The organism is Pseudomonas anatoliensis (assembly GCF_017976235.1).
In the GTDB taxonomy this organism is placed as follows: Bacteria; Pseudomonadota; Gammaproteobacteria; order Pseudomonadales; family Pseudomonadaceae; genus Aquipseudomonas; species Aquipseudomonas anatoliensis.
The window spans coordinates 533,148-552,798 of sequence record NZ_JACVHC010000005.1; the positions used below are offsets into that span (position 1 = coordinate 533,148).

At 59.2% G+C, this 19,651-nt stretch carries 17 protein-coding genes; 2 read left to right on the top strand and 15 right to left on the bottom strand.

All coding sequences use genetic code 11. The features are described 5' to 3' along the window. Positions 1-51: 51 nt before the first annotated feature. Genes ICA16_RS19235 through ICA16_RS19245 form a run of 3 tightly spaced genes read right to left on the bottom strand, consistent with a single transcriptional unit; the run spans position 52 to position 5,266 of the window. Positions 52-3,105: an efflux RND transporter permease subunit gene (locus ICA16_RS19235; protein WP_150618415.1), complete on the bottom strand. Its 3,054-nt coding sequence runs from the start codon at positions 3,103-3,105 to the stop codon at positions 52-54. Continuing rightward, the gene (locus tag ICA16_RS19240; protein WP_210701265.1) at positions 3,102-4,166 is read right to left on the bottom strand and encodes an efflux RND transporter periplasmic adaptor subunit; all 1,065 of its coding nucleotides are present in this window, start codon (positions 4,164-4,166) and stop codon (positions 3,102-3,104) included. The genes ICA16_RS19235 and ICA16_RS19240 overlap by 4 nt, the downstream gene beginning before the upstream one ends. Further along, the gene (locus ICA16_RS19245; RefSeq protein WP_210554401.1) at positions 4,163-5,266 is read right to left on the bottom strand and encodes an efflux RND transporter periplasmic adaptor subunit; all 1,104 of its coding nucleotides are present in this window, start codon (positions 5,264-5,266) and stop codon (positions 4,163-4,165) included. The genes ICA16_RS19240 and ICA16_RS19245 overlap by 4 nt, the downstream gene beginning before the upstream one ends. A gap of 123 nt (positions 5,267-5,389) precedes the next feature. Between ICA16_RS19245 and ICA16_RS19250 the strand changes: the two genes are divergently transcribed. Further along, the gene (locus ICA16_RS19250; protein ID WP_210701266.1) at positions 5,390-6,586 is read left to right on the top strand and encodes an AAA family ATPase; all 1,197 of its coding nucleotides are present in this window, start codon (positions 5,390-5,392) and stop codon (positions 6,584-6,586) included. Between the two features lie 146 nt (positions 6,587-6,732). On the opposite strand, the gene ICA16_RS19255 is transcribed toward ICA16_RS19250, so the two are convergent. The 8 genes from ICA16_RS19255 to ICA16_RS19290 form a co-directional block, all read right to left on the bottom strand. Next, positions 6,733-7,605, bottom strand: a complete 873-nt coding sequence (locus tag ICA16_RS19255; RefSeq protein WP_210701267.1) for a transporter substrate-binding domain-containing protein — start codon at positions 7,603-7,605, stop codon at positions 6,733-6,735. Beyond that, the gene (locus ICA16_RS19260) at positions 7,602-8,384 is read right to left on the bottom strand and encodes an amino acid ABC transporter ATP-binding protein (RefSeq protein ID WP_210701268.1); all 783 of its coding nucleotides are present in this window, start codon (positions 8,382-8,384) and stop codon (positions 7,602-7,604) included. Before ICA16_RS19260 ends, ICA16_RS19255 begins: the two co-directional genes overlap by 4 nt. Beyond that, positions 8,381-9,040 carry an amino acid ABC transporter permease gene (locus tag ICA16_RS19265; protein WP_103304103.1) on the bottom strand — a complete coding sequence of 220 codons (660 nt, stop codon included), beginning with the start codon at positions 9,038-9,040 and terminating at the stop codon, positions 8,381-8,383. The genes ICA16_RS19260 and ICA16_RS19265 overlap by 4 nt, the downstream gene beginning before the upstream one ends. Continuing rightward, positions 9,021-9,686, bottom strand: a complete 666-nt coding sequence (locus ICA16_RS19270; protein ID WP_210701269.1) for an amino acid ABC transporter permease — start codon at positions 9,684-9,686, stop codon at positions 9,021-9,023. Before ICA16_RS19270 ends, ICA16_RS19265 begins: the two co-directional genes overlap by 20 nt. 527 nt (positions 9,687-10,213) lie before the next feature. Continuing rightward, positions 10,214-11,011, bottom strand: a complete 798-nt coding sequence (locus tag ICA16_RS19275; RefSeq protein ID WP_042557106.1) for a MetQ/NlpA family ABC transporter substrate-binding protein — start codon at positions 11,009-11,011, stop codon at positions 10,214-10,216. A 255-nt stretch (positions 11,012-11,266) separates the two neighbouring features. Further along, positions 11,267-12,187, bottom strand: a complete 921-nt coding sequence (locus ICA16_RS19280; RefSeq protein WP_210701270.1) for a sigma 54-interacting transcriptional regulator — start codon at positions 12,185-12,187, stop codon at positions 11,267-11,269. A 55-nt stretch (positions 12,188-12,242) separates the two neighbouring features. Then, complete coding sequence (locus ICA16_RS19285; protein ID WP_210554404.1) at positions 12,243-12,824, bottom strand: alpha/beta hydrolase; 582 nt, start codon at positions 12,822-12,824, stop codon at positions 12,243-12,245. Between the two features lie 947 nt (positions 12,825-13,771). After that, complete coding sequence (locus tag ICA16_RS19290) at positions 13,772-14,845, bottom strand: fatty acid desaturase (protein ID WP_210554405.1); 1,074 nt, start codon at positions 14,843-14,845, stop codon at positions 13,772-13,774. Positions 14,846-14,945: 100 nt separating this feature from the next. On the opposite strand from ICA16_RS19290, the gene ICA16_RS19295 reads away from it, so the two are divergent. Then, positions 14,946-15,950, top strand: coding sequence for an AraC family transcriptional regulator (locus ICA16_RS19295; RefSeq protein ID WP_210701271.1), 1,005 nt, complete (start codon positions 14,946-14,948; stop codon positions 15,948-15,950). Positions 15,951-15,977: 27 nt separating this feature from the next. Here ICA16_RS19295 and ICA16_RS19300 read toward each other — a convergent pair whose 3' ends face one another. From ICA16_RS19300 to ICA16_RS19315, 4 genes are all read right to left on the bottom strand, one after another. Further along, a complete protein-coding gene (locus ICA16_RS19300) occupies positions 15,978-17,201 on the bottom strand; it encodes a type II toxin-antitoxin system HipA family toxin (RefSeq protein WP_210701272.1) in 1,224 nt (407 codons plus the stop codon). Next, complete coding sequence (locus tag ICA16_RS19305; RefSeq protein ID WP_210554408.1) at positions 17,194-17,442, bottom strand: helix-turn-helix domain-containing protein; 249 nt, start codon at positions 17,440-17,442, stop codon at positions 17,194-17,196. The genes ICA16_RS19300 and ICA16_RS19305 overlap by 8 nt, the downstream gene beginning before the upstream one ends. A gap of 114 nt (positions 17,443-17,556) precedes the next feature. Then, positions 17,557-18,945, bottom strand: a complete 1,389-nt coding sequence (locus ICA16_RS19310; protein ID WP_210701273.1) for a heavy metal sensor histidine kinase — start codon at positions 18,943-18,945, stop codon at positions 17,557-17,559. Further along, positions 18,935-19,615: a heavy metal response regulator transcription factor gene (locus ICA16_RS19315; protein WP_042557086.1), complete on the bottom strand. Its 681-nt coding sequence runs from the start codon at positions 19,613-19,615 to the stop codon at positions 18,935-18,937. Before ICA16_RS19315 ends, ICA16_RS19310 begins: the two co-directional genes overlap by 11 nt. Between the last annotated feature and the right edge of the window lie 36 nt (positions 19,616-19,651).

Genomic DNA, 19,651 nt, shown 5'->3' on the forward strand with positions numbered 1-19,651 from the left:
TATTTCCCTGTAGGAGCCATCCTGCTGGCGACGCGCGCAAAGCGCTCGCTGTTAAACCGCCTCTTTCTTCGGCTCGCGAATCTTGTACCAGGCCACATACAGCGCCGGCAGAAAGAGCAGCGTCAGCAGCGTTGCAACGACAATCCCGCCAATCATTGCATAGGCCATCGGGCCCCAGAACACTTCCCGCGCGATCGGGATCATGCCCATGCTCGCCGCCGCGGCGGTCAGCAGGATCGGGCGACGCCGGTGCTCGGTCGCTTCCACCACCGCATCCCACGGCGCGGAGCCCTTTTTCTCGAACTCATCGATTTGCGTCACCAGAATCACCGAGTTGCGGATGATGATGCCGATCAGCGCGAGAACCCCCAGGATCGCCACAAAGCCCATTGGCGTGCCGGTCGGCACCAGCGCCAGCACCACGCCGATCAGCCCGAGCGGCGCAACACTCGCCACCAGGAACATCTTCTGCACGCTGTGCAACTGGATCATCAGGAAGGTCGCCATCAGAAACAGCATCAGCGGCAAGACCTTGGCAATCGGCCCCTGGGCCTTGCCGCTTTCCTCGACCGTACCGCCAGTGGCGACTTTGTAGCCAACCGGCAGTTTGTCGGCAAAGGCATCGATGGACGGTTTGAGCAGTTTCACCAGATCGGTCGGCTGGATCTCGTCGCGCACCGAAGCCTTGATGGTGATCGTCGGCAGACGATCGCGACGCCACACCAGCGGTTGCTCCAGTTCGTAACGCACCGTGGCGAACGCCAGCAGCGGAATCGACGTGCCGTTGGGCGTGACGATCTGCAGGTTTTGCAGGGTTTCCGGGGTACCGCGTTCGGCGCTCACCGCACGACCCACCACGTTGATCAGGTAGATGTCGTCATTGACCTGTGTCAGCGGCGCACCACTGACGATGCCGTTCATCAGGTTCGCCACGTCTTCGGACGACAGCCCGAGCTGGCGGGCCTTGTCCTGGGCGATGTCGATGCGCAGCACTTTGCCCGGCTCGTTCCAGTCGTAAATGATCTCGCCGATGTGCTCGTTCTTGTCCAGTTCGGTGGCCAGGTCGATCGCGTGTTTGCGCACTTGATCGATGTCCTTGCCGCTGACCCGGTACTGGATCGGACGCCCGACCGGCGGGCCCATTTCCAGCGCTTGCACGTAACTGCCGATGCCAACGAAATCCTTGTGCAAGCGCTCACGCAAGCGTTGGCTCAGTGCCTCGCGGGCCTCGAAATCCTTACTGACGATCACCAGCTGCGCGTAGTACGGGTTTTGCAGTTGCTGGTCGAGTGGCAGATAGAAACGGATCGCGCCCTGGCCGATGTAGGTGCTCCAACGGACGATGTCCGGGTCACCCTTGAGGGTTTCTTCAAGCTTGTCGACGGCCTTGCGGGTTTCATCGATCGAGGCGTTTTGCGGCAGGTTCAGGTCGACCAGGATTTCCGGACGATCCGACGACGGGAAGAACTGGTTCTGCACGAAACGCATGCAAAAAACGGCCAGCACAAACAGCAAAATCGTGATGCCGATCGCCCACCAGCGGTTGCGCATGGACCACAGCAAACCACCGTTGAACGCGCGCCCGACACGCCCCGGCTCAGCGGAGTGAGGCTTCACTTTGGCGCTGAGGATGTGCACACCGATCACCGGTGCAAAGAACACCGCCACCACCCACGACACCAGCATGGCCACCGCAATCACCGCAAACAGGGTGTAGGTGTACTCACCGGCAGAACTGGCGTTGAGGCCGATGGGCACGAAACCGGCCACGGTCACCAGCGTACCGGTGAGCATCGGGAACGCCGTCGAGGTGTAGGCGAATGTGGCCGCCTGCTCCTTGGTCTCGCCCATTTCCAGGCGAGTGACCATCATCTCGACGGTGATCATCGCATCGTCCACCAGCAGGCCGAGGGCGATGATCAATGCACCGAGGGAGATCCGCTGCATGGTGATGCCGCTGTATTCCATGAACACAAACACCATCGCCAGCACCAGCGGGATCGAGCACGCCACCACCAGTCCGGCACGCACGCCGAGGCTGATAAAGCTCACCACCAATACGATCACCACCGCTTCGAACAAGGCACTGGTGAAACCGCCGACGGCTTCCTCTACCACCACCGCCTGATCGGACACGGTATGCACGCCGACGCCGACCGGCAGATCAGCCGTGACCTGATCGATCCGCGCATGCAACGCCTTACCGAATTCCTGAACGTTGCCGCCCTTCTGCATGGCAATCGCCAGACCAATGGCCGGTTTGCCGTCGAAACGAAATTGCGGCGACGCCGGATCAACGTAGCCACGACTGATGTCGGCGACGTCCGCCAGACGATAGAAGCGGTCGTTGAGTTTCAAGTTGACCTCGGCGAGGTCTTTTTCCGAGGCGAATTGGCCCGAGGTGCGCACCGAAATCCGCTCCGGCCCGGCCTCGATCACTCCCGCCGGGGTCACGGCGTTCTGCGACTGCAGGCTCTGCACAACCTGACGCTGATCGATGCCCAGCGCCGCGAGTTTGCGCGTGGAGAAGTTCAGGTAAATCACTTCGTCCTGCTGGCCGATCATCTCGACCTTGCCCAGCCCCGGCACACTGCGAATCTCGGCGCGGGCCTGCTCCACGTAGTCGCGCAACTGCCGCATGGTCAGGCCATCGGCGGTAAACGCATAGACCGATCCGTAGACGTCACCGAACTCGTCGTTGAATCCTGGCCCCTGAATCCCTTGGGGAAACTGCCCGCGAATATCGTCGATTTTCTTGCGAACCTGATACCAGATCTCCGGGATGTCCTTGGCGCTGGTGGTGTCGCGCAGGTACACGTAAACCGTCGATTCGCCGGGCCGTGTGTAGCTTTTCACGTAGTCGAGGGAATCGAGCTCTTCGAGTTTTTTCTCGATACGGTCGGTGACCTGCTGGAGGGTTTCCTCCTGAGTCGCGCCCGGCCATTTGGTCTGGATCACCATGGTCTTGATGGTGAACGAGGGGTCTTCTTCGCGCCCCAGGTTGAAGTACGAGAACACCCCCATCAACAACGCGACGAACATCAGATACCAGACGAACGACTGATGCTTGAGGGCCCATTCGGAGAGATTGAAAGAGCCTTTCATTGACTGTCCTCGTCGAGTTTCACGGCTTGTCCCGGTTTAAGGCTGTTGACGCCTGCACTGACCACGCGCTCGCCGGCGCTCACCCCGCCGGCCAGCACCACGGTGCTGTCGGTGCGGCTGATCAGGCTGACATCACGCGGGGCAACGGTTTTGTTTTGTTGGTCGATCACCCAGATACGGGTTTTGCCGTCGACCTCTTGCAAGGCAGTCGCCGGCAATTCGATGCGCGGTTTGATCGCCGAGCTGAGGGTCACGCTGATCGCCGTACCGAGGCGAAACCCGGGCGGTGTTTCGGCCAGGGTCAACCGCGCCCGGCGAGTGCGGGTAGCGCTCTGCGCCTGCGGTTCGATTTCGCGGATGACCGCCGTGGTGTTGATGCTCGGGTCGAGTTGCCCGGCGACCAGAAACACCACGTCTGAGGGGATCTGATCGACCAGTGTGTCCGGTAGATCGATGACCGCTTCCTTGATGTCCGGTTGCGCCAATGTCACCACTTGCTGACCCGCCGTGACGACCTGGCCGGCCTCGGCGTTCCACGCGGTAACCACGGCTTTGTGGTCGGAGCGCAATTCGGTGTAACTGAGTTGATCCTTGCTCTGATTCACCGCCGCCCGCGCCTGCTCCAGCGAAGCCTGGGTGGTTTTCAGATCCGTGGTGGCGATGTCCAGTTGGGCCTGAGCGCCGACACCACGATCAAACAGCGCTTGCTGACGCCGGGCATTGGCCTGAGCGTTGATCAGTTGCGCCTGAACCTTGGCCAGATCGCCCTGGGCCGAACGCAATTGGTTCTGCTGGTCGGACGGGTCGAGGGTGGCGAGCAGCGTGCCCTTCTCCACTTCGGTGCCGACATCGACATTTCGGCTGGCGATGCGCCCGCCCACGCGAAACCCGGTGTTGCTCTCGTAACGCGCCTGAATGCTGCCGGCGAAGCGCCCGAGGGTCTCTTCGTTGAGCGCCTCGACTTTGACCGACAGCACCGGACGCACCGGCTCCGGTGGCGGTTCGCTTTTCGAACACGCCGCCAGCATCACTGCAATGGACAACAGCCCCAGACGCTTCATGGCTGCGCTCCCGGTTGCAGATCCTTGTAGGTGTTTTCGGCAATCTCGACTTTCATTCCCGGGTGCAACAACTGCCCACCCGCGACAATGACTTTTTCCCCGCCGTTGAGGCCTTCGCTGATGATGACTTTGCCGATCAGGTAGCGCCCGACCGTAACGTTGTGCAATTGCGCCTCACCTTTGTCGTCGACCATCCACACGGCCGGGGCGCTGATGTTTTTGGTCAGCGCCGACCACGGCAATACCACCGCCGCCTTGCCGCTGCCCTTGGCCGTGGCACTGACCACCGAGCCGAGTTGCATGCCCTGCGGCAGCCTGTCGAGGCTGACTTTGACCTGCACCGTGCCGGACTGCGCCGACACCGCCGGGGTGACTTCGCGCACGGTGCCGGTGGTTTTGATTGCGGGGTTATCGAGCAGGCTGACGACAATCGACGGATCCGCCGGGCGCTCGGCCAGCAGCGATTCATAAACGTTGAACACCGCATCGCGCTCGCCATCACGGGCCAGACTGAAAATCGGTGCGGTGGCCTGCACGACCTGACCGACTTCAGCCTGACGCTCGGTAATCACCCCCGGTGCGTCGGCGATCAGCGAGGTGTAGCTCAATTGGTCTTTGGCATTGGCCAGTTGCGCCTGCGCCGCGCTCAGCGCACTTTGGCTACTGCGCAACGCCGCTTGCGCTGAATCGTATTCGCTCTGGCTGGTGTAGCCCTTGGGCAGCAGTTTTTGCTGGCGCACGAACGCCGCGGCGGTCTGCTTGACCCGCGCCTGTTCGGCGACAACCTGGGCCTGGGCGGAATCGACGTTGGTCTGTAGATCCTTGGGATCGAGTTTGGCCAGCACTTGTTTGGCGGTCACCCGGTCACCGACATCGACCATGCGCTGGATGATCTTGCCGCCGACGCGGAATGAAAGTTCGGTCTGCACCCGCGCCTGCACGTCGCCGGTGAGGGTCACTGCAGCGGCATAATCCGTCGGTTTGACCTCTTGCACAAAGACCCGAGGCAGGTACTCCTGAGGAGCTTTTTTCTCGCCGCAGGCGCTCAACAATATGAACAGACTCAGCATGAGCGCTGTTTTCAAACCGGGACTCGCCATGCAGACTCCTTCCTGTGTACGAACGTGCAAGTGTCGATACGACTGTGAGCTTAGAACAGGGTTCAACGTTCGCTCGCGAGTTCACCACATTTCCCTGATGGGCGCCTCAAGAGAAGGAATTCCATGCTCAAGACCCTCGCGGTGGCCAATTACCGCTCGATCAATAAATTGGTGATCCCGCTGGGTCGGCTGAACCTGATCACCGGCCCAAATGGTAGCGGCAAGTCCAATCTTTACCGGGCGCTGCGCCTGTTGGCAGAGACTGCGCAAGGCGGCGTGGTCAATGCGCTGGCCCGTGAAGGCGGGCTGGATTCAACGTTCTGGGCCGGGCCGGAAACCATCAGCCGACGGATGCGCAACGGTGAGGTGGCGATCGAGCCGACAGTGCGCCAGGGCGTCAAACGTCTGCGGCTGGGGTTTGCCGGGGAGGATTTCAGTTATTCGATTGCCTTGGGCTTGCCCGACTCCAACGGCCACTTCATGTTGCCGGAGAATCCGCGACCGATTCCCTCACGCTTCAGCCTTGATCCGCAAATCAAGCGCGAATGCATCTGGGCTGGCCCGCATTACCGCCCCGCCAGCCTGCTGGTGGACCGTGACGGGCCGATGATCCGCGCCCGCTCTGAGAGAAAATGGGACGTGCTGGCGCAACACACGCCGAACTTCGACAGCCTGTTCGATCAGGTCGGCAGCCTGCGCAGTTCACCCGAAGTGTTCCAGATGCGCGAGTTCATCCGCCGCTGGCGCTTCTACGATCACTTTCGCAGCGATGCCGACGCCCCGGTGCGCCAGCCGCAACTGGGCACGCGCACGCCGGTGTTGCATCACGACGGTCGCGATCTGGCAGCCGCGTTGCAGACGATCATCGAAATAGGCGATGGCGACGCGATGCGTGCCGCCATCAGCGATGCATTCCCCGGCGCGCGGTTGCATATCGAATCACAGGCCGGCGGACGTTTCGCCATCGAGTTTTTCCAGGAAGGATTGTTGCGCCCGTTGTCGGCGGCGGAGCTGTCGGACGGGACGTTGCGTTATCTACTGCTGGTCGCGGCATTGCTCACGCCACGGCCGCCTTCGTTGATGGTGCTGAACGAACCGGAAACCAGTTTGCACCCGGACCTGTTGCCGGCGCTGGCGCGGTTGATTATCAAGGCGTCGCAAGAGTGTCAGGTATGGGTGGTGTCCCATGCGCGGCGGTTGATTTCGGCATTGCAGGAAGACCCGGAGTGCAATTGCATTGTGCTGGAAAAGACGCTGGGGCAGACCGGGATTGTCGGGCAGCGGGTGCTGGACGAGCCGGCGTGGCATTGGCCCGACTGATTCCGAAACCGACACCGAAAAGATCGCAGCCTGCGGCAGCTCCTACAGAGGCCACGTCGCTCCGTTATTTTGCGACGGACGCCGACGCCCTGCAGGAGCTGCCGCAGGCTGCGATCTTTTGATCTTTATTCAATAATGCTGGCCGATCACCCCTGCCACTTCCCACCCTCAACAATCACGCTTTCAGGCTTGGTGTCATCGCTCAGTTCTTTACGCACATATTGGTCATACAGCTTGAGCAGATACTTCTCTTCACCGAGCTTGGCCAACTCGGTATTCACCCAATCGCGCAGCTCGATGTTGCCCTTCTTCACGGCCGGCGCAATCGGTGCCTCGGCGCCAAGTTTTTCTTCCAGCACGCGATAGCCCGGGTTCTGCTTGGCCCAGCTGAACAGCACCAGATTGTCCTGCGCGTAGGCATCGCCGCGGCCATTGGCCAAGGCTTGCAGCGACTCGGAGTTTTTCTCGAACTTCAGCAGTTTCCAGTCCGGGTGGTTCTTGGTCAGCCAGATATCAGCCGTGGTGCCCGTAGTGACGATGGTGGTGCGCGTCGCCAGGTCATCGAGGTTTTTCACCGAGCTGCTCTGCGGCACCAGGGCCTGCACCGCGACCTTGAGGTTCGGGTTGGTGAACTCCACCGCTTCCTTGCGCTCCGGGGTCACGGTCATGTTGGCGAGGATCAGGTCGACTTTGTCGCTTTGCAGAAACGGAATACGACTCGCCGGCTCCACCGCAACGAACTCGACCTTGTTCTCGTCGCCCAACAGATCCTTGGCGAACTGGCGGCCGATGTCGGTATCGAAACCGACGTAGCGCCCGGCCTCATCGACGAAACCGAACGGCGGCTTATCGGTAAAGACGCCAACGATCAATTTGTCGCGAGCCTTGATCTTGTCCAGATAGCCGGCGGGCGTGGCGCTTTCGCTGGCCACTTTCGGCTTTGGTGGTTCATCGGTTTTGCTGCAACCGACCATCAATGCGAGGCTCAACAGGGGCAGTAAAAAAGTGGCAGTTTTCATAGCAGTTCCAGTTCCTTTGTCGGATTCGTTTTTGGCAATGTTGCCACGAAGGAGAACTTCTCCAGGAACTGCTGCGCGCGTGCGGTTTGCGGGTTCGTAAAGAAAATCTCGGGCGGTGTCTGTTCAAGGATGCGCCCGGCATCCATGAACACGATGCGATCGGCCACCGCGCGAGCGAAGGCCATTTCATGGGTGACGATCAACAGGGTCATGCCTTCGCGGGCCAGCCCCTGAATCACTTGCAGGACTTCCTTGACCATCTCCGGATCAAGAGCGGCGGTGACCTCGTCAAAGAGCATGACCCGTGGGTTCATGCACAACGAACGGACGATGGCGATGCGTTGCTGCTGGCCGCCGGAGAGCTGGCGCGCAAAAGCATCACGCTTGTCCACCAGGCCTACACGTTCGAGCAAGGCCTCGGCTTGCTGCTGCGCTTCGCGGCGCTGACGCTTCTGCACCTTGAGCGGACCGAGCAGCAGATTGTCGAGCACGCTCATGTGCGGGAACAGGTGATAGCTCTGGAAAACCATGCCGATCTGCTGACGTACTTCGCGCCAGTCGGTGGCCTTGTCCAGTAGCTCGCGCCCGGCAAATTTCAGGCTGCCGCTGTGCGCGCTTTCCAGACCGTTGAGGCAGCGCAGCAAGGTGCTTTTGCCGCAACCGCTGGGGCCGAGGATGACGATCACTTCGCCTGATTTCACTTGCAGGTCGATGCCGTTGAGCACCTGCTGCTCGCCGTAGAATTTGTTGAAACCCTGAAACTCGATCAATGCGCTCATGCTTGCGTCCAGCGCCGCTCCAGCACGCGCGAAGCGGCCGAGAGCGGGTAGCAGATGAAAAAGAAAAACAGAAACAGCGCGCCGTAAATCAACACCGATTCGTAAGTGCGCTCGATGATTTGCTGGCCGACCTTGATCACATCGACCACACCGATCAGCACCGCCAGCGAGCTGGTCTTGATGATCCGCGTATAGACGTTGATGGTCGGCGGCGTCATGCGTTTCAGCGCTTGTGGTAGCAGCACGTAGCCGAACAGTTGCGGCGCGTTCAGGCCAATCGACAACCCCGCCTCACGCTGCCCGCGCGGCAACGAATGCAACGCGCCGCGCGCCACTTCACCGACTTCGCTGGCGCCCCACAGCGACAACACCAGCACCGCGCACCAGAAGCTCGGCAGGCTCAGCCCGAAGAAAATCGGCAGGCCGAAAAACAGCAGATACAGCCAGACCAGCACCGGGATCGCCCGGAACAGCTCCAGATATACGCGCAGGATCGCGTTCAGCCACGTCACGTTGAGCGTGCGCAACACACCGTAAAGCACGCCGCCGACGGTGCTGATGGCGATGCTCAGGAACGAAATCGACAAGGTTTGCCCGGCGCCTTTTGCCAGTTGCGGCAACGACACCCAGAGCAGTTCAAGACCCGAACTGGCCATGCTGGAGCCTCCTTTCCAGACGGCTGAGCAGCAGCGACAGCGGCAAAAACAGCAGCACGCAGATGAGTGTCAGCACGGCGAGCATTTCGTAGGTTTTGTAATAGAGCGCGATGTAGCTCTTGGTGGTGTAGAGGATTTCCGGCACCGCCACCGCCGAGACCACGGTGGTTTCCTTGAGCAGAAAAATGAAATTGGCGAACAGCGACGGCAGGCTGAGGATTCCCGCTTGCGGCAGGATCACGTAGCGCAACAACTGACCATGAGACAGGCCGATGGAGCGCCCGGATTCCAGTTGCGCCTGCGGCACCGCGTCGACGCCCGCACGCAGCACTTCGGTGAGGTAAGCACCACCGAGGAACGTCATGGTGATGATCGCGGCGGTAAAGCCGGAGACCTTGATCCCCAATGCCGGCAAGGCGAAATAGACAAAGAACAGCTGGATGAGCAGCGGTGTATTGCGCGCCAGTTCCACATACAGGCCGACCGCGCGCTGCAAGTAAGGCGTACGAAATACCAGAATCGTCGCGTTGAGCAGCGCTACCAGCAGCGAGGTGCAGATGGCGATCAAACCGACCTGCAGCGTCACGCCCACGGCTTTGAAAAACGCCGGCAGGGTGCTGAGGATAAAAGCGTAATCGAAGGTCATGAAACATCCTGTGCGCCGCTGGGTAAACGACGGTGGTGCAGTCCATGGGCAGCGGGTGACTGTCCGGCAGGAAGTGACTTTATAGGTATAAAAACAAGAATTTAAATACCGTTAAAGCATATGGATATCACCCAAAAAACTATCCTGTGGGTTTGCCGGGAAGGAATAAGAAGGCTATTTTCCTTTTCGCTGTAGGAGGGATCTTTTTTTACGAAAGCCCTCCAAGGACGAACAGCTTTTGGCCAGACTCCCCCGGCCGAACCATCACAAGGAAGAGAACATGGCTGATTTAAAAGTGCCGCAGCGACTGGATCCACAGGACATTGTGAAGTTGTTGGTGGCGTTGCGTCGGGCGCTGAAGGCACAGGTAGCCTGAGTCACCGACAAGATCAAGAGATCGCATTCCCCCTGTAGGAGCTGCCGAAGGCTGCGATCTTTTGCTTTTTTGAGCGCAAACAAAAAACGCCGATGACCATCGCTGGCCATCGGCGTTTTTACACCTCGAAGGGGTTCACTCAAGCGTTAGATCAGAACGCCGGCAATACCGCGCCGTTGTACTTTTTCTCAATGAACGCTTTGACTTCCGGGCTGGTCAGGGCTTTGGCCAGTTTCTGGATCGCGTCGCTGTTCTTGTTGTCCTCACGGGCCACCAGGAAGTTCACGTACGGCGAATCAGCGCCTTCGATCACCAAAGCATCTTTATTCGGGTTCAAACCTGCTTCCAGCGCGTAGTTGGTGTTGATCATATCCAGATCAACTTCCTTCAGAACGCGCGGCAGCAAAGCCGATTCCAGTTCCTTGAACTTGAAGTTGTGCGGGTTCTTGGCGATGTCTTTCGGAGTCGCCAACGCGTTTTTCGGATCTTTCAATTCGATCAGGCCAGCCTTCTGCAACAGGATCAGCGCGCGGCCGCTGTTGCTGCCTTCGTTCGGGATGGCGATGGTTGCGCCGTCCGGCAGTTCGGCCAGGGTTTTGTATTTGCTCGAGTAACCACCGAACGGTTCAACGTGCACGCCTTGCACGGTCACCAGGTACTTGGATTTGTCATCCTTGTACTTGCCCTGGTTGAAGCTGTTCAGGTACGGCAGGGTCTGGAAGTAGTTGGCATCCAGACGCTTCTCACCAACCTGTACGTTCGGCTGTACGTAGTCGGTGAAGACTTTGATTTCCAGATCCACGCCTTCTTTGGCGAGGGTCGGTTTGATCAGCTCAAGAATTTCAGCGTGCGGGACCGGGGTCGCCGCGACGACCAGTTTCTCGCCGGCCTGGGCCAGGGAAGCCGTCAGAGCAGCCGCCAATGCGGTAAACAACAGAACCTTTTTCATGCAGTGTCCTTATCGAAAATCACGGTCGCTCATGGCGACGGCTATTAATACGTGTGCCAGTGAAGTGCTATCGCTGGCGTGAAGCGGACAATACCGGGATTTTTTATTCCCGGACAATAACGTTTATTCAGCTCTATATTCCATTTGGTTTGCACCCACGGATTAGACATGTGGGAGCTGCGGCACGCTGCGATCTTTTGATTTTCAATGGTTTAAATAAAGCCAAGATCAAAAGATCGCAGCGTGCCGCAGCTCCTACAGGAGGCCGGCGTTTCTCAGGAGTTGCCTGAGCGCGGCTTGGTCAGTCGAGGAGCCGGAAGCGAGGATTTGGGTGATCTGGGTTTCGATCTGCGTCAGTGGCGCTGGCAGGTTCAGGTGCTCCGGGAGAATTTCATCACCGGTGCTCACCAGCAAGGCAAAGTGAATGACGTTTTCCAGTTCGCGGGTGTTGCCTGGCCAGCTGTGTTGTTCAAGCACATGGTGCGCCGCTTCGCTGATCAACGGCACCGGCAGACCCAGCCGTTGGCTGTAGATGCCGAGGAAATATTCGGCCAGCGACAGAATGTCGCCGATCCGCGCGCGCAAGGCTGGCAATTCCAGATGGCCTTCGCTGAGATAGTGGTAGAGCCGCTCGTGGAATTTACCGGCGTCCACCGCTTGCGCCAGGTCGATGCTGGTCGCCGCGACCAGGCGAACATCCACCGGGCTCGGTTGATGCGCGCCAACACGGGTGACCTCGTGGTTCTCCAGAGCAGAGAGCAATTTGATCTGGATCGGCAGCGGCAGATCGCCGATTTCATCCAGATACAAGGTGCCGCCATTGGCCGAACCGAACCATCCCGCGCGACTGCTGGCCGAGCCGGTGTAGCTGCCAGCTGCGTAGCCGAACAGCTCGGCATCGGCGTAGGTCGGGCTGATCGCGCCGCAATTGACCGAGACGAACAGACCGCTGCGATCACTGGCGCGGTGGATGTGCCGCGCGAGCAGTTCCTTACCGGTACCGGTTTCGCCACGGATCAGCACTGAGATTGATCGTGGCGCTAACTGCTCAAGCTCTTCACGCAACTGACGCGAGCGCGGATCGACGAACACCAGTGCTTTGGCGCGAATGCTTAAGGGGCTTTTTTCCGCATCGGGAAAGGTCAGCAGCGGCTGACCGAAAGTTTCGAAACTCATGGCAGACTCCCGCCCACAACCGCCGGCAGACGGGGGCGTTTAAAGAAATAGAAAATCAGGCGCGACGTCGGGCGTGGTGTTCCATACGGTTTTGCAGGCGATAGAGGTAGGCAAAACCCTGCTCCCAACGCTGATGTCCGGACTTCACATTGATATGCCCGGCACCGGCAAGAATCCCCGCCTCGGCACCCCAGTTGCGTGCCAGCTCCAGAGCTCGCGGCGCACTGACGGCGGCGTCGTTGTCGGAGCTGACGACCTGGCTCGGGAACGCCAGCAGATCGCTGGGAATCGGCGCGAAATTGCGCAGCGCCGGCGCGCACGCGGGACGCTCGACATCCGCAGGCGCAACCAGCAAGGCACCGCGCACCTGACGCAGGTAGTGCACGGGGGCAGTCGCCGCCCAATGAGCCACGGTGATGCAACCAAGGCTGTGCGCGATGAGGATCACCGGCGCGCTGTCGGCAGCAATCGCCTCGGCCAGCGCCGCGACCCAGTCTTCACGGCGCGGGGTCAGCCAATCGGCCTGCTCCACCCGCGCGCTGTTTGGCAGGCTGTTCTGCCAGTGGGTTTGCCAATGATCTTCTGGCGATCCTTGCCAGCCCGGCACAATCAGGTAGCGAATAGATTCGTTGCGCATGGGGGAGCTCTCCTGCGTGTCTGTTCCTTACCGAGTATAGGGATGGGATTTATATTCGTTAAGGAATAAGAAGCTATTTATTAAGACTCAAAAAGAATATGTAGTGTTCTGTGTAGGAGCTGCCGCAGGCTGCGATCCTTTGATCTTGATCTTTAAAGCAGAATCAAAAGATCGCAGCCTTCGGCAGCTCCTACAGGGGATTGGGTGCTGGATAAAATCGGGCATAAAAAAAGGGCCGCACCCTGCCAAGGAGACGGCCCCGGAAAATCGTAAATGCTGTTAACGCGTAGCCAGATCACCGCGCTTTAGATAAATCTCAGCGGAGATGGCAGGAGCGTCATGATGTGTCCCTCATGTAAACATTTCGCGCGAATTTGGTTTCGGTTCGATGAATTTTGAAATCGACGGGCACGCTGACCCAGCCGACCTAGACTACATCAGCCTGCTTGGCCGCCACGTGCACCCGCAAGTACCGCGGGCGAACACGCAGAAGCTGACTACACTAAAAATTGCGCTATGGATTCATCGATGAGGAACGCGAGAAATTCTGGCGTTTGCATTTTTCGTACATCACACCGCACTGCTGAAACTAGCAACTGTACTTATTTCATACCACACCTTGTACAGTACGAAATCGATTCTCGATGCCGTCCGCTTGGCGCCCTTTGAGGCCAGCAAACACTCCGTATTCACCAGCCGCGCCACAGCAGCGTTATCACCTGGGAAGTGATCTGGGGAGATTCATGGTCTGGCTGCGGCAGTATGGTGAGTCACGAGGGCGGGGATTTTGAGTGCTTCGCCATTTCGGCTGGATTGAAGTTGCCTGAGCTATAGCTATCGCTGGCAAGCCAGCTCCCACAGGGGGCGATGTCGCTCACAAATATTATGGACGACACAAAAACCTGTGGGAGCTGGCTTGCCAGCGAAGAGGCCCTTGAATTCAGCGGTCAGGCCCGGGCTGTACGCACTTCTTCACTCACCACTTCATCCCGCCGCACAAACCGGTTCGCCCGCCCGAACGTGCCAAAATCATTAAACCGCACGCCCATCTCCCGCATCACCTCATGCGCCACCGGCACGGTCATCTGGCGAATGTAAAACGGCTCCTTCACCACAAAATGATGAATGCCGTGGCTGCTGCCGAAGTTGAAGCAGAACGCCTGCAACGGCCACAGCCACCAAGGGTTCAACACCTGACATTGCTGCATCACATTGCCCGGCTCGACATCCCCGTAGTAATGCATGTTCGAACTGATGAAGTGCAGGCAGAACGTGCGCAACACGTTCGGGCCAATGATCACCACGGCAGCGATATCGATCACCTGCATCACTGATAGCGTGGTCGCCGACCAATCAATCGGCGTGCCCAACAGATAGGCGATGCCATTGGCAGTATGAAAGCCGAGAAACACATACCACGCGCCCCAATGCAGCAGCGCCAGCGGCGCGTAGACCTTGAAGACACGTTTCAGAATGCTCCACTTATGCGCCCAGGTCGGCGCCCGCAACAAGCGGATGAAGGCCGACATCATGTTGTCGCCGACCATCAGCAGACGCGCAAAACCCCACGGTTCGCCGTTGGTGATTGCGCGTTCTTCCATGTCGGTTTCAGTGCCCGAAACCTTGTGGTGATTGAGGTGCAAATGCCGGCGAATCCACGGATTGATCGTGCTCGGTCGTGCCAGCCATACCAGACCCATCATCAGGTTATGCGGCACGCGTTGCTTGCGGAAATACATGCTGTGGATCAGGTCGTGCTCCAGCTCATGGGTCAACGACGCGAAAAACGCGTTGAGCAGCAGGCACACCCACCAGGCCATATGGCCAGTGACGTACAACGCCGCCGAACCGATCATCCCGGCCAGGGCAAATGCCAGAATCCCCGCACCCAGCGCATCCTGATGCTTGAGAATCGGGTAGCGCTCACGCAATTCCATGCCTTTGGCCAGCACCACTTGGCGAATATGCGCTGATCGCTGCGCCGCATTGTGTCGCTGGGGGCTTGCAGAAGTACCGTCCATGCTTCCATCCTCGGGTTTAAGATGTGCGTATCTTGCGTTGTGATGTATGCAATGACGGTAGCCGAGAACGCCAACCTGTTGACCGGAAGCGCCAATCAGCATGAAGGAACCGACCTCCCTCGCCAGTTGGACCCGTGCCCTGCGCAAGCAACTCGACGCGCTGGGGCTGGACAGTACTGACCTGTGCCAACAGGCCGGGCTCGATCCGCAACTGATGGACGACCCCAACGCCCGCTATCCCCTGTCCGCCACCACGCGCCTGTGGCAGCTATCCGTGCAGGCCAGCGGCGATCCGGCGATTGGTTTGCGCGTGTCGCGGTTCGTCAGCCCGACCACGTTCCACGCGCTCGGATACGCGCTGGTGGCCAGTGGCAGTTTGCGCGAAGTGTTCGAGCGTATCGTGCGCTATCACCCGGTGGTCAGCGATGCACTGGAGCTGGATCTGAGCCGCAGCGAGGACCGCTATCTGTTCCGTCTGAAAATTCCCGCAGGCAATCCAGCGCCAGCCTTCGAAGCCATCGATGCCTTCGCTGCGATCTACGTGCGCACCTGCCGCAATCGCCTCGGCCGTGATTACGCACCGCTGGCCGTTTATCTGCGGCGCCCGGAACCGCTCGATGTCCATCAATGGCACAAGGTCTTCCGCGCCCCGGTGTATTTCGCCTCGGTCGAAGATCGCCTGGAGTTCGCCCTCAACGACTTCGACAGCCACCTCGACGACGCCAACCCCGAACTGGCGGAACACAACGAGGCCGTGCTCAAGCGCACCATGGCCCAGCTCAAACCGCTGACCTGGGAGCGCAAAGTTCGCGACGCCATTGAGGAGCAACTACCGGAAGGCGAGCCCAGCGCCGAACGCATTGCCCAGGCTTTACATTTGAGTTTGCGTAGCCTGCAACGGCACTTGGCTGACGAAGGCTGCCGCTTCGACACGCTGCTCAACGAAAGCCGCGAAAACCTCGCGCTGCTGCACCTGCGTGATCCGCAGTGCTCATTGAGTGAAGTCAGCTATCTACTGGGATTTGCCGACACCAGCAGCTTCAGCCGCGCGTTCAAACGCTGGACGGGGCTGACACCGGGGCAGTTTCGGGATCAGTTGCGTTGATCAGGCGTTGATCCGGCGTTAATCGCCCTAGCCCTTGATCAGACTGCGCTCCATGCCTGATTTCCACTGTTCGATCATCGCCGCCCCCACTTCAGCGAATGGCTGATGAGTTCGCATGTGGTCAGCCATTTCGTCCATTGCCAACTGCATGCCCTGAACCACCTGTTGCAGCAGCTCGTTGCAGCGTCCTTCTGTAAGGTTGCACGCCGTGCGACCAAAACGCATAAGCACCTTGTTTTTAGGCCAGGCTTTTGATCCCCCCAGCAGCAAGGCCAAGCTGTCATTCTTGATGTATACCGATGTAGTGATGATGTCGTACGCCGGGGCGAGCCGGATTGAAGCCTGCGCGCCGCAATTGTTATACAGCACACCGAAGTTTTTCAGGTGCGCATCGCCATTTTTCAGCCCCGCCGACAACGCCACTATCTTGAAAAAAGCTTCCAGTGCCTGGCTCAACAGCGCCGGCGAAACATAGGCCTTGATCTGCCGGGCAGCGCCTTCGTAAGAACCATCGTACTTGGCTTTCGAAGCCCAGCCGTTGAGCACGCAGAAATCTTCAAAACCCAGATAGCCACGATCACTCAGGTCAAAACGCTCCACCACCAAAAATTTGCCCCGCTCACTCAGTTCAAATTTTGGCACTTCAAGCCCGCTCAGCGCTGCAGCGCGCATACAGAAATACTCGTTGGTTGCCAGTTCAGGAAACTCTTCGGGGCGGAAGGCTTTGACCAGATGCGTGGAGCCCCGGTGAGTCAGCCGATCAACAGCGGCTGCGCTGTCGCGAACCAGGACTTTAGGCTGCACGCCTGAGACGCCAGAATATTGGCCGTACGTTTGCAACAAGTCCTCGAACAAACCTTGCGCACCGTCGTGCACCAGAAGATCTGCCAGCGCAGTTTCAGGCTGACGATCTACTGTCGACTTACTGGAAATCGCTAGCCGTCCAAGCTGATGCGGCCCCACGATCGCGAGCAAGGAAAAATCGTCGAAGCCACGAACCGCTTTGCTGAAGCGCCGGACCAGTTCATCGCGCAGCGCCCCTTCCGGCAGATTCATCTCGAAAACAGGATGAATGCCGCGCTCCCAGCCGTAGCTTTCCAGACGGGTCGGCATGGTCAGCGAAACTGCATTTTGATCGGTGATGTCCTCGCGATAGCCGAACACGCTATCCATGCCGGCCTGCCCCCTACCGAGCGTCCCGACTGACCTATCGGCAACGGTAATTTGTAATCGATCTGTCGAATCAGTCATGGAAATTTACCCTTTGCAACGAGTCGAGCGTGGGGCGCTGCGCTTGCAGAGGTACCGCCTTCAGCTCATAGCCGAAACCATTGAGGATCGCCTCGACCTTGCGTAGACCGATTTCAGAGACCGTATTGTTTTCAATCCCCGAGATCGTAGAGCGGCTCATTCCATACCGTTGCGCCAGCGCCTGCTGCGAGAGCTTGTGTGCTTTACGCAGGGTTCTAATTAATTCGCCAAGCTCTTCCATTGTTTATTCCTGCATTATTTACGATGCAATAAAGCTAAACAGGCATTATATGCATCGCATTCAATGCATATTCAGAAAGAGTTTAGCTTAGATGAGACGTTATGGGCGGAGGGCTTATCGGCTGCTGACAAACCCGAGCTCAAACACAGTACCCGTCGCATCACTGCTCACCCGCACCTGCCCACCATGCAATTGCATGATCGACTGCACGATCGCCAGACCTAACCCGCCGGAATCACCCGGTTCAGCGCGGGCCGGGTCGACGCGGTAGAAGCGGTCGAACAGTTTGCCCAGATGTTCAGGCGCGATGGCCGGGCCGTAGTTGTTCACCTGCAACCAGCACATGTCCGGCTCATCGCGCTGGCGCAAGCTGATGACCGAGCCGACGTCAGCGTGGCGCACCGCGTTGGCCAACAGGTTGCCGAGGGCGCGTTGCAGCAGTTGCTGGTCGGCAAACAATTGCCCACTGAAGGTGTTTCTCAAGTGAATTCCACGATCGTCGGCCAAGGCTTCGAAGTAATCACACAGCTCATCGCCGATGTCAGCCAGATTCAGCGTGCGCAAATCGAGCGCACGCTCCGCCTGTTCGGCACGGGCGAGAAACATCAGATTTTCCGCCATGCGTTTGAGCCGTTCGAACTCCTCCATATTCGAGGCCAGCACTTCCTGATACTCCGCCGTGCTGCGCGGGTGGTTCAACGCCTGGCCATTGCTGGCGAGCAAGGTGTGCAGCGGTGTGCGGATTTCGTGAGCGAGGTCCGCGGAGAACTGCGACAGGCGCTGGAAGCTGTCCTCCAGCCGCGCGAGCATGCCGTTCAGCGCGTTTACCGGCTCAAGCAGTTCCGCAGGCGTGCCGGCGGCAGGCAAGCGCTGATCGAGACTACGCAGGTCAATGCCGCGCATTGCTTCGCTCAATTGTCGTAACGGTTTGAGGCCACGGCGCAGCAGCAACAGTCCCAACGCAAACGCCAGCAATGCACCCAGCCCAATCGCGACGTACAGCCGCATCCGGTAACTGGCGAGCATCTGCTCGCGTTCGTTTAACACTTTGCCGGCAATCACGGTCAGCGATTCGCCGCTCGGCCCCTGAGCTTCGCCGGACAGCAGCGCCACTTCGGCACCGTCGGGCGCCTGCCAGGTCATCACGTCGCGACGTTGCGGCTGCTGATCCCGCGCGATTGAGTTCAGCGCTGGAAGCGTTCGCTGGCGCGGGTTAATCGCGATCACATTTGATCCATCCGCGCGGCGCACCAGCAGCAAACTGTCGAGATTGCCGAGCATGTTCTGATACAGCCGCGGCCGCGCCTGCAAGGCGTCGAGGCTGTCGCTGTCGGCGAGCAAGGCGCGCACCTGTTCCAGTCGGCCGAGCAATGCCAAGTCATCGCGGTAGGCGATTTCTGCGGCGAGCGAGCGGTAGAGAAACACGCCAATTGCGCCCAGTACCAAAGCGCAGACCATCGCGAATGCCAGCGCCAGGCGCCAGGCAATCGACCTAGAGCGCATCGTCGGGCGCTTCCAGTTGATACCCGACGCCGCGCACGGTGTGAATCAGTTTCGGCATGAACGGGTCATCGACTTTCGAGCGCAAGCGTCGTACCGCGACTTCAACCATGTTGGTGTCGCTGTCGAAATTCAGGTTCCACACCTGCGAGGCGATCAGTGTGCGCGACAACACTTCGCCCTGGCGGCTGGCGAGCAATTGCAGCAACGCGAATTCCTTGTTGGTCAGGGCGATGCGCTGGCCGCCACGACTGACACGACGGCGTAATACGTCGATCTCCAGATCGGCAATGCTGTACGACTCGGCCTCGCGCATTGGCCCGCGACGCAACAGGGTGCGTACGCGCGCGAGCAGTTCGGCGAAAGCGAAGGGTTTGAGCAAGTAGTCGTCGGCGCCGAGTTCGAGACCACGCACGCGATCTTCAATGGCGTCCTTGGCGGTGAGGAACAGCACTGGGGTGGCGCCGCGCTGACGGATCAGTTGCAGCAATTGCCAGCCATTGAGGCCCGGCAGCATCACGTCGAGGATGATCAGGTCGTACTCCTGCTGCTCGATGAAATAGCGGCCATCGAGGCCATTGAGCGCCACATCCACGGCAAAACCCGACTCGCCCAGGCCTTTGGCGAGGAAATTCGCGGTTTTGGCTTCATCTTCTACGACCAGCAAACGCATGGCACACCTCGATTGTTCAGACGCACAGGCTAGGCG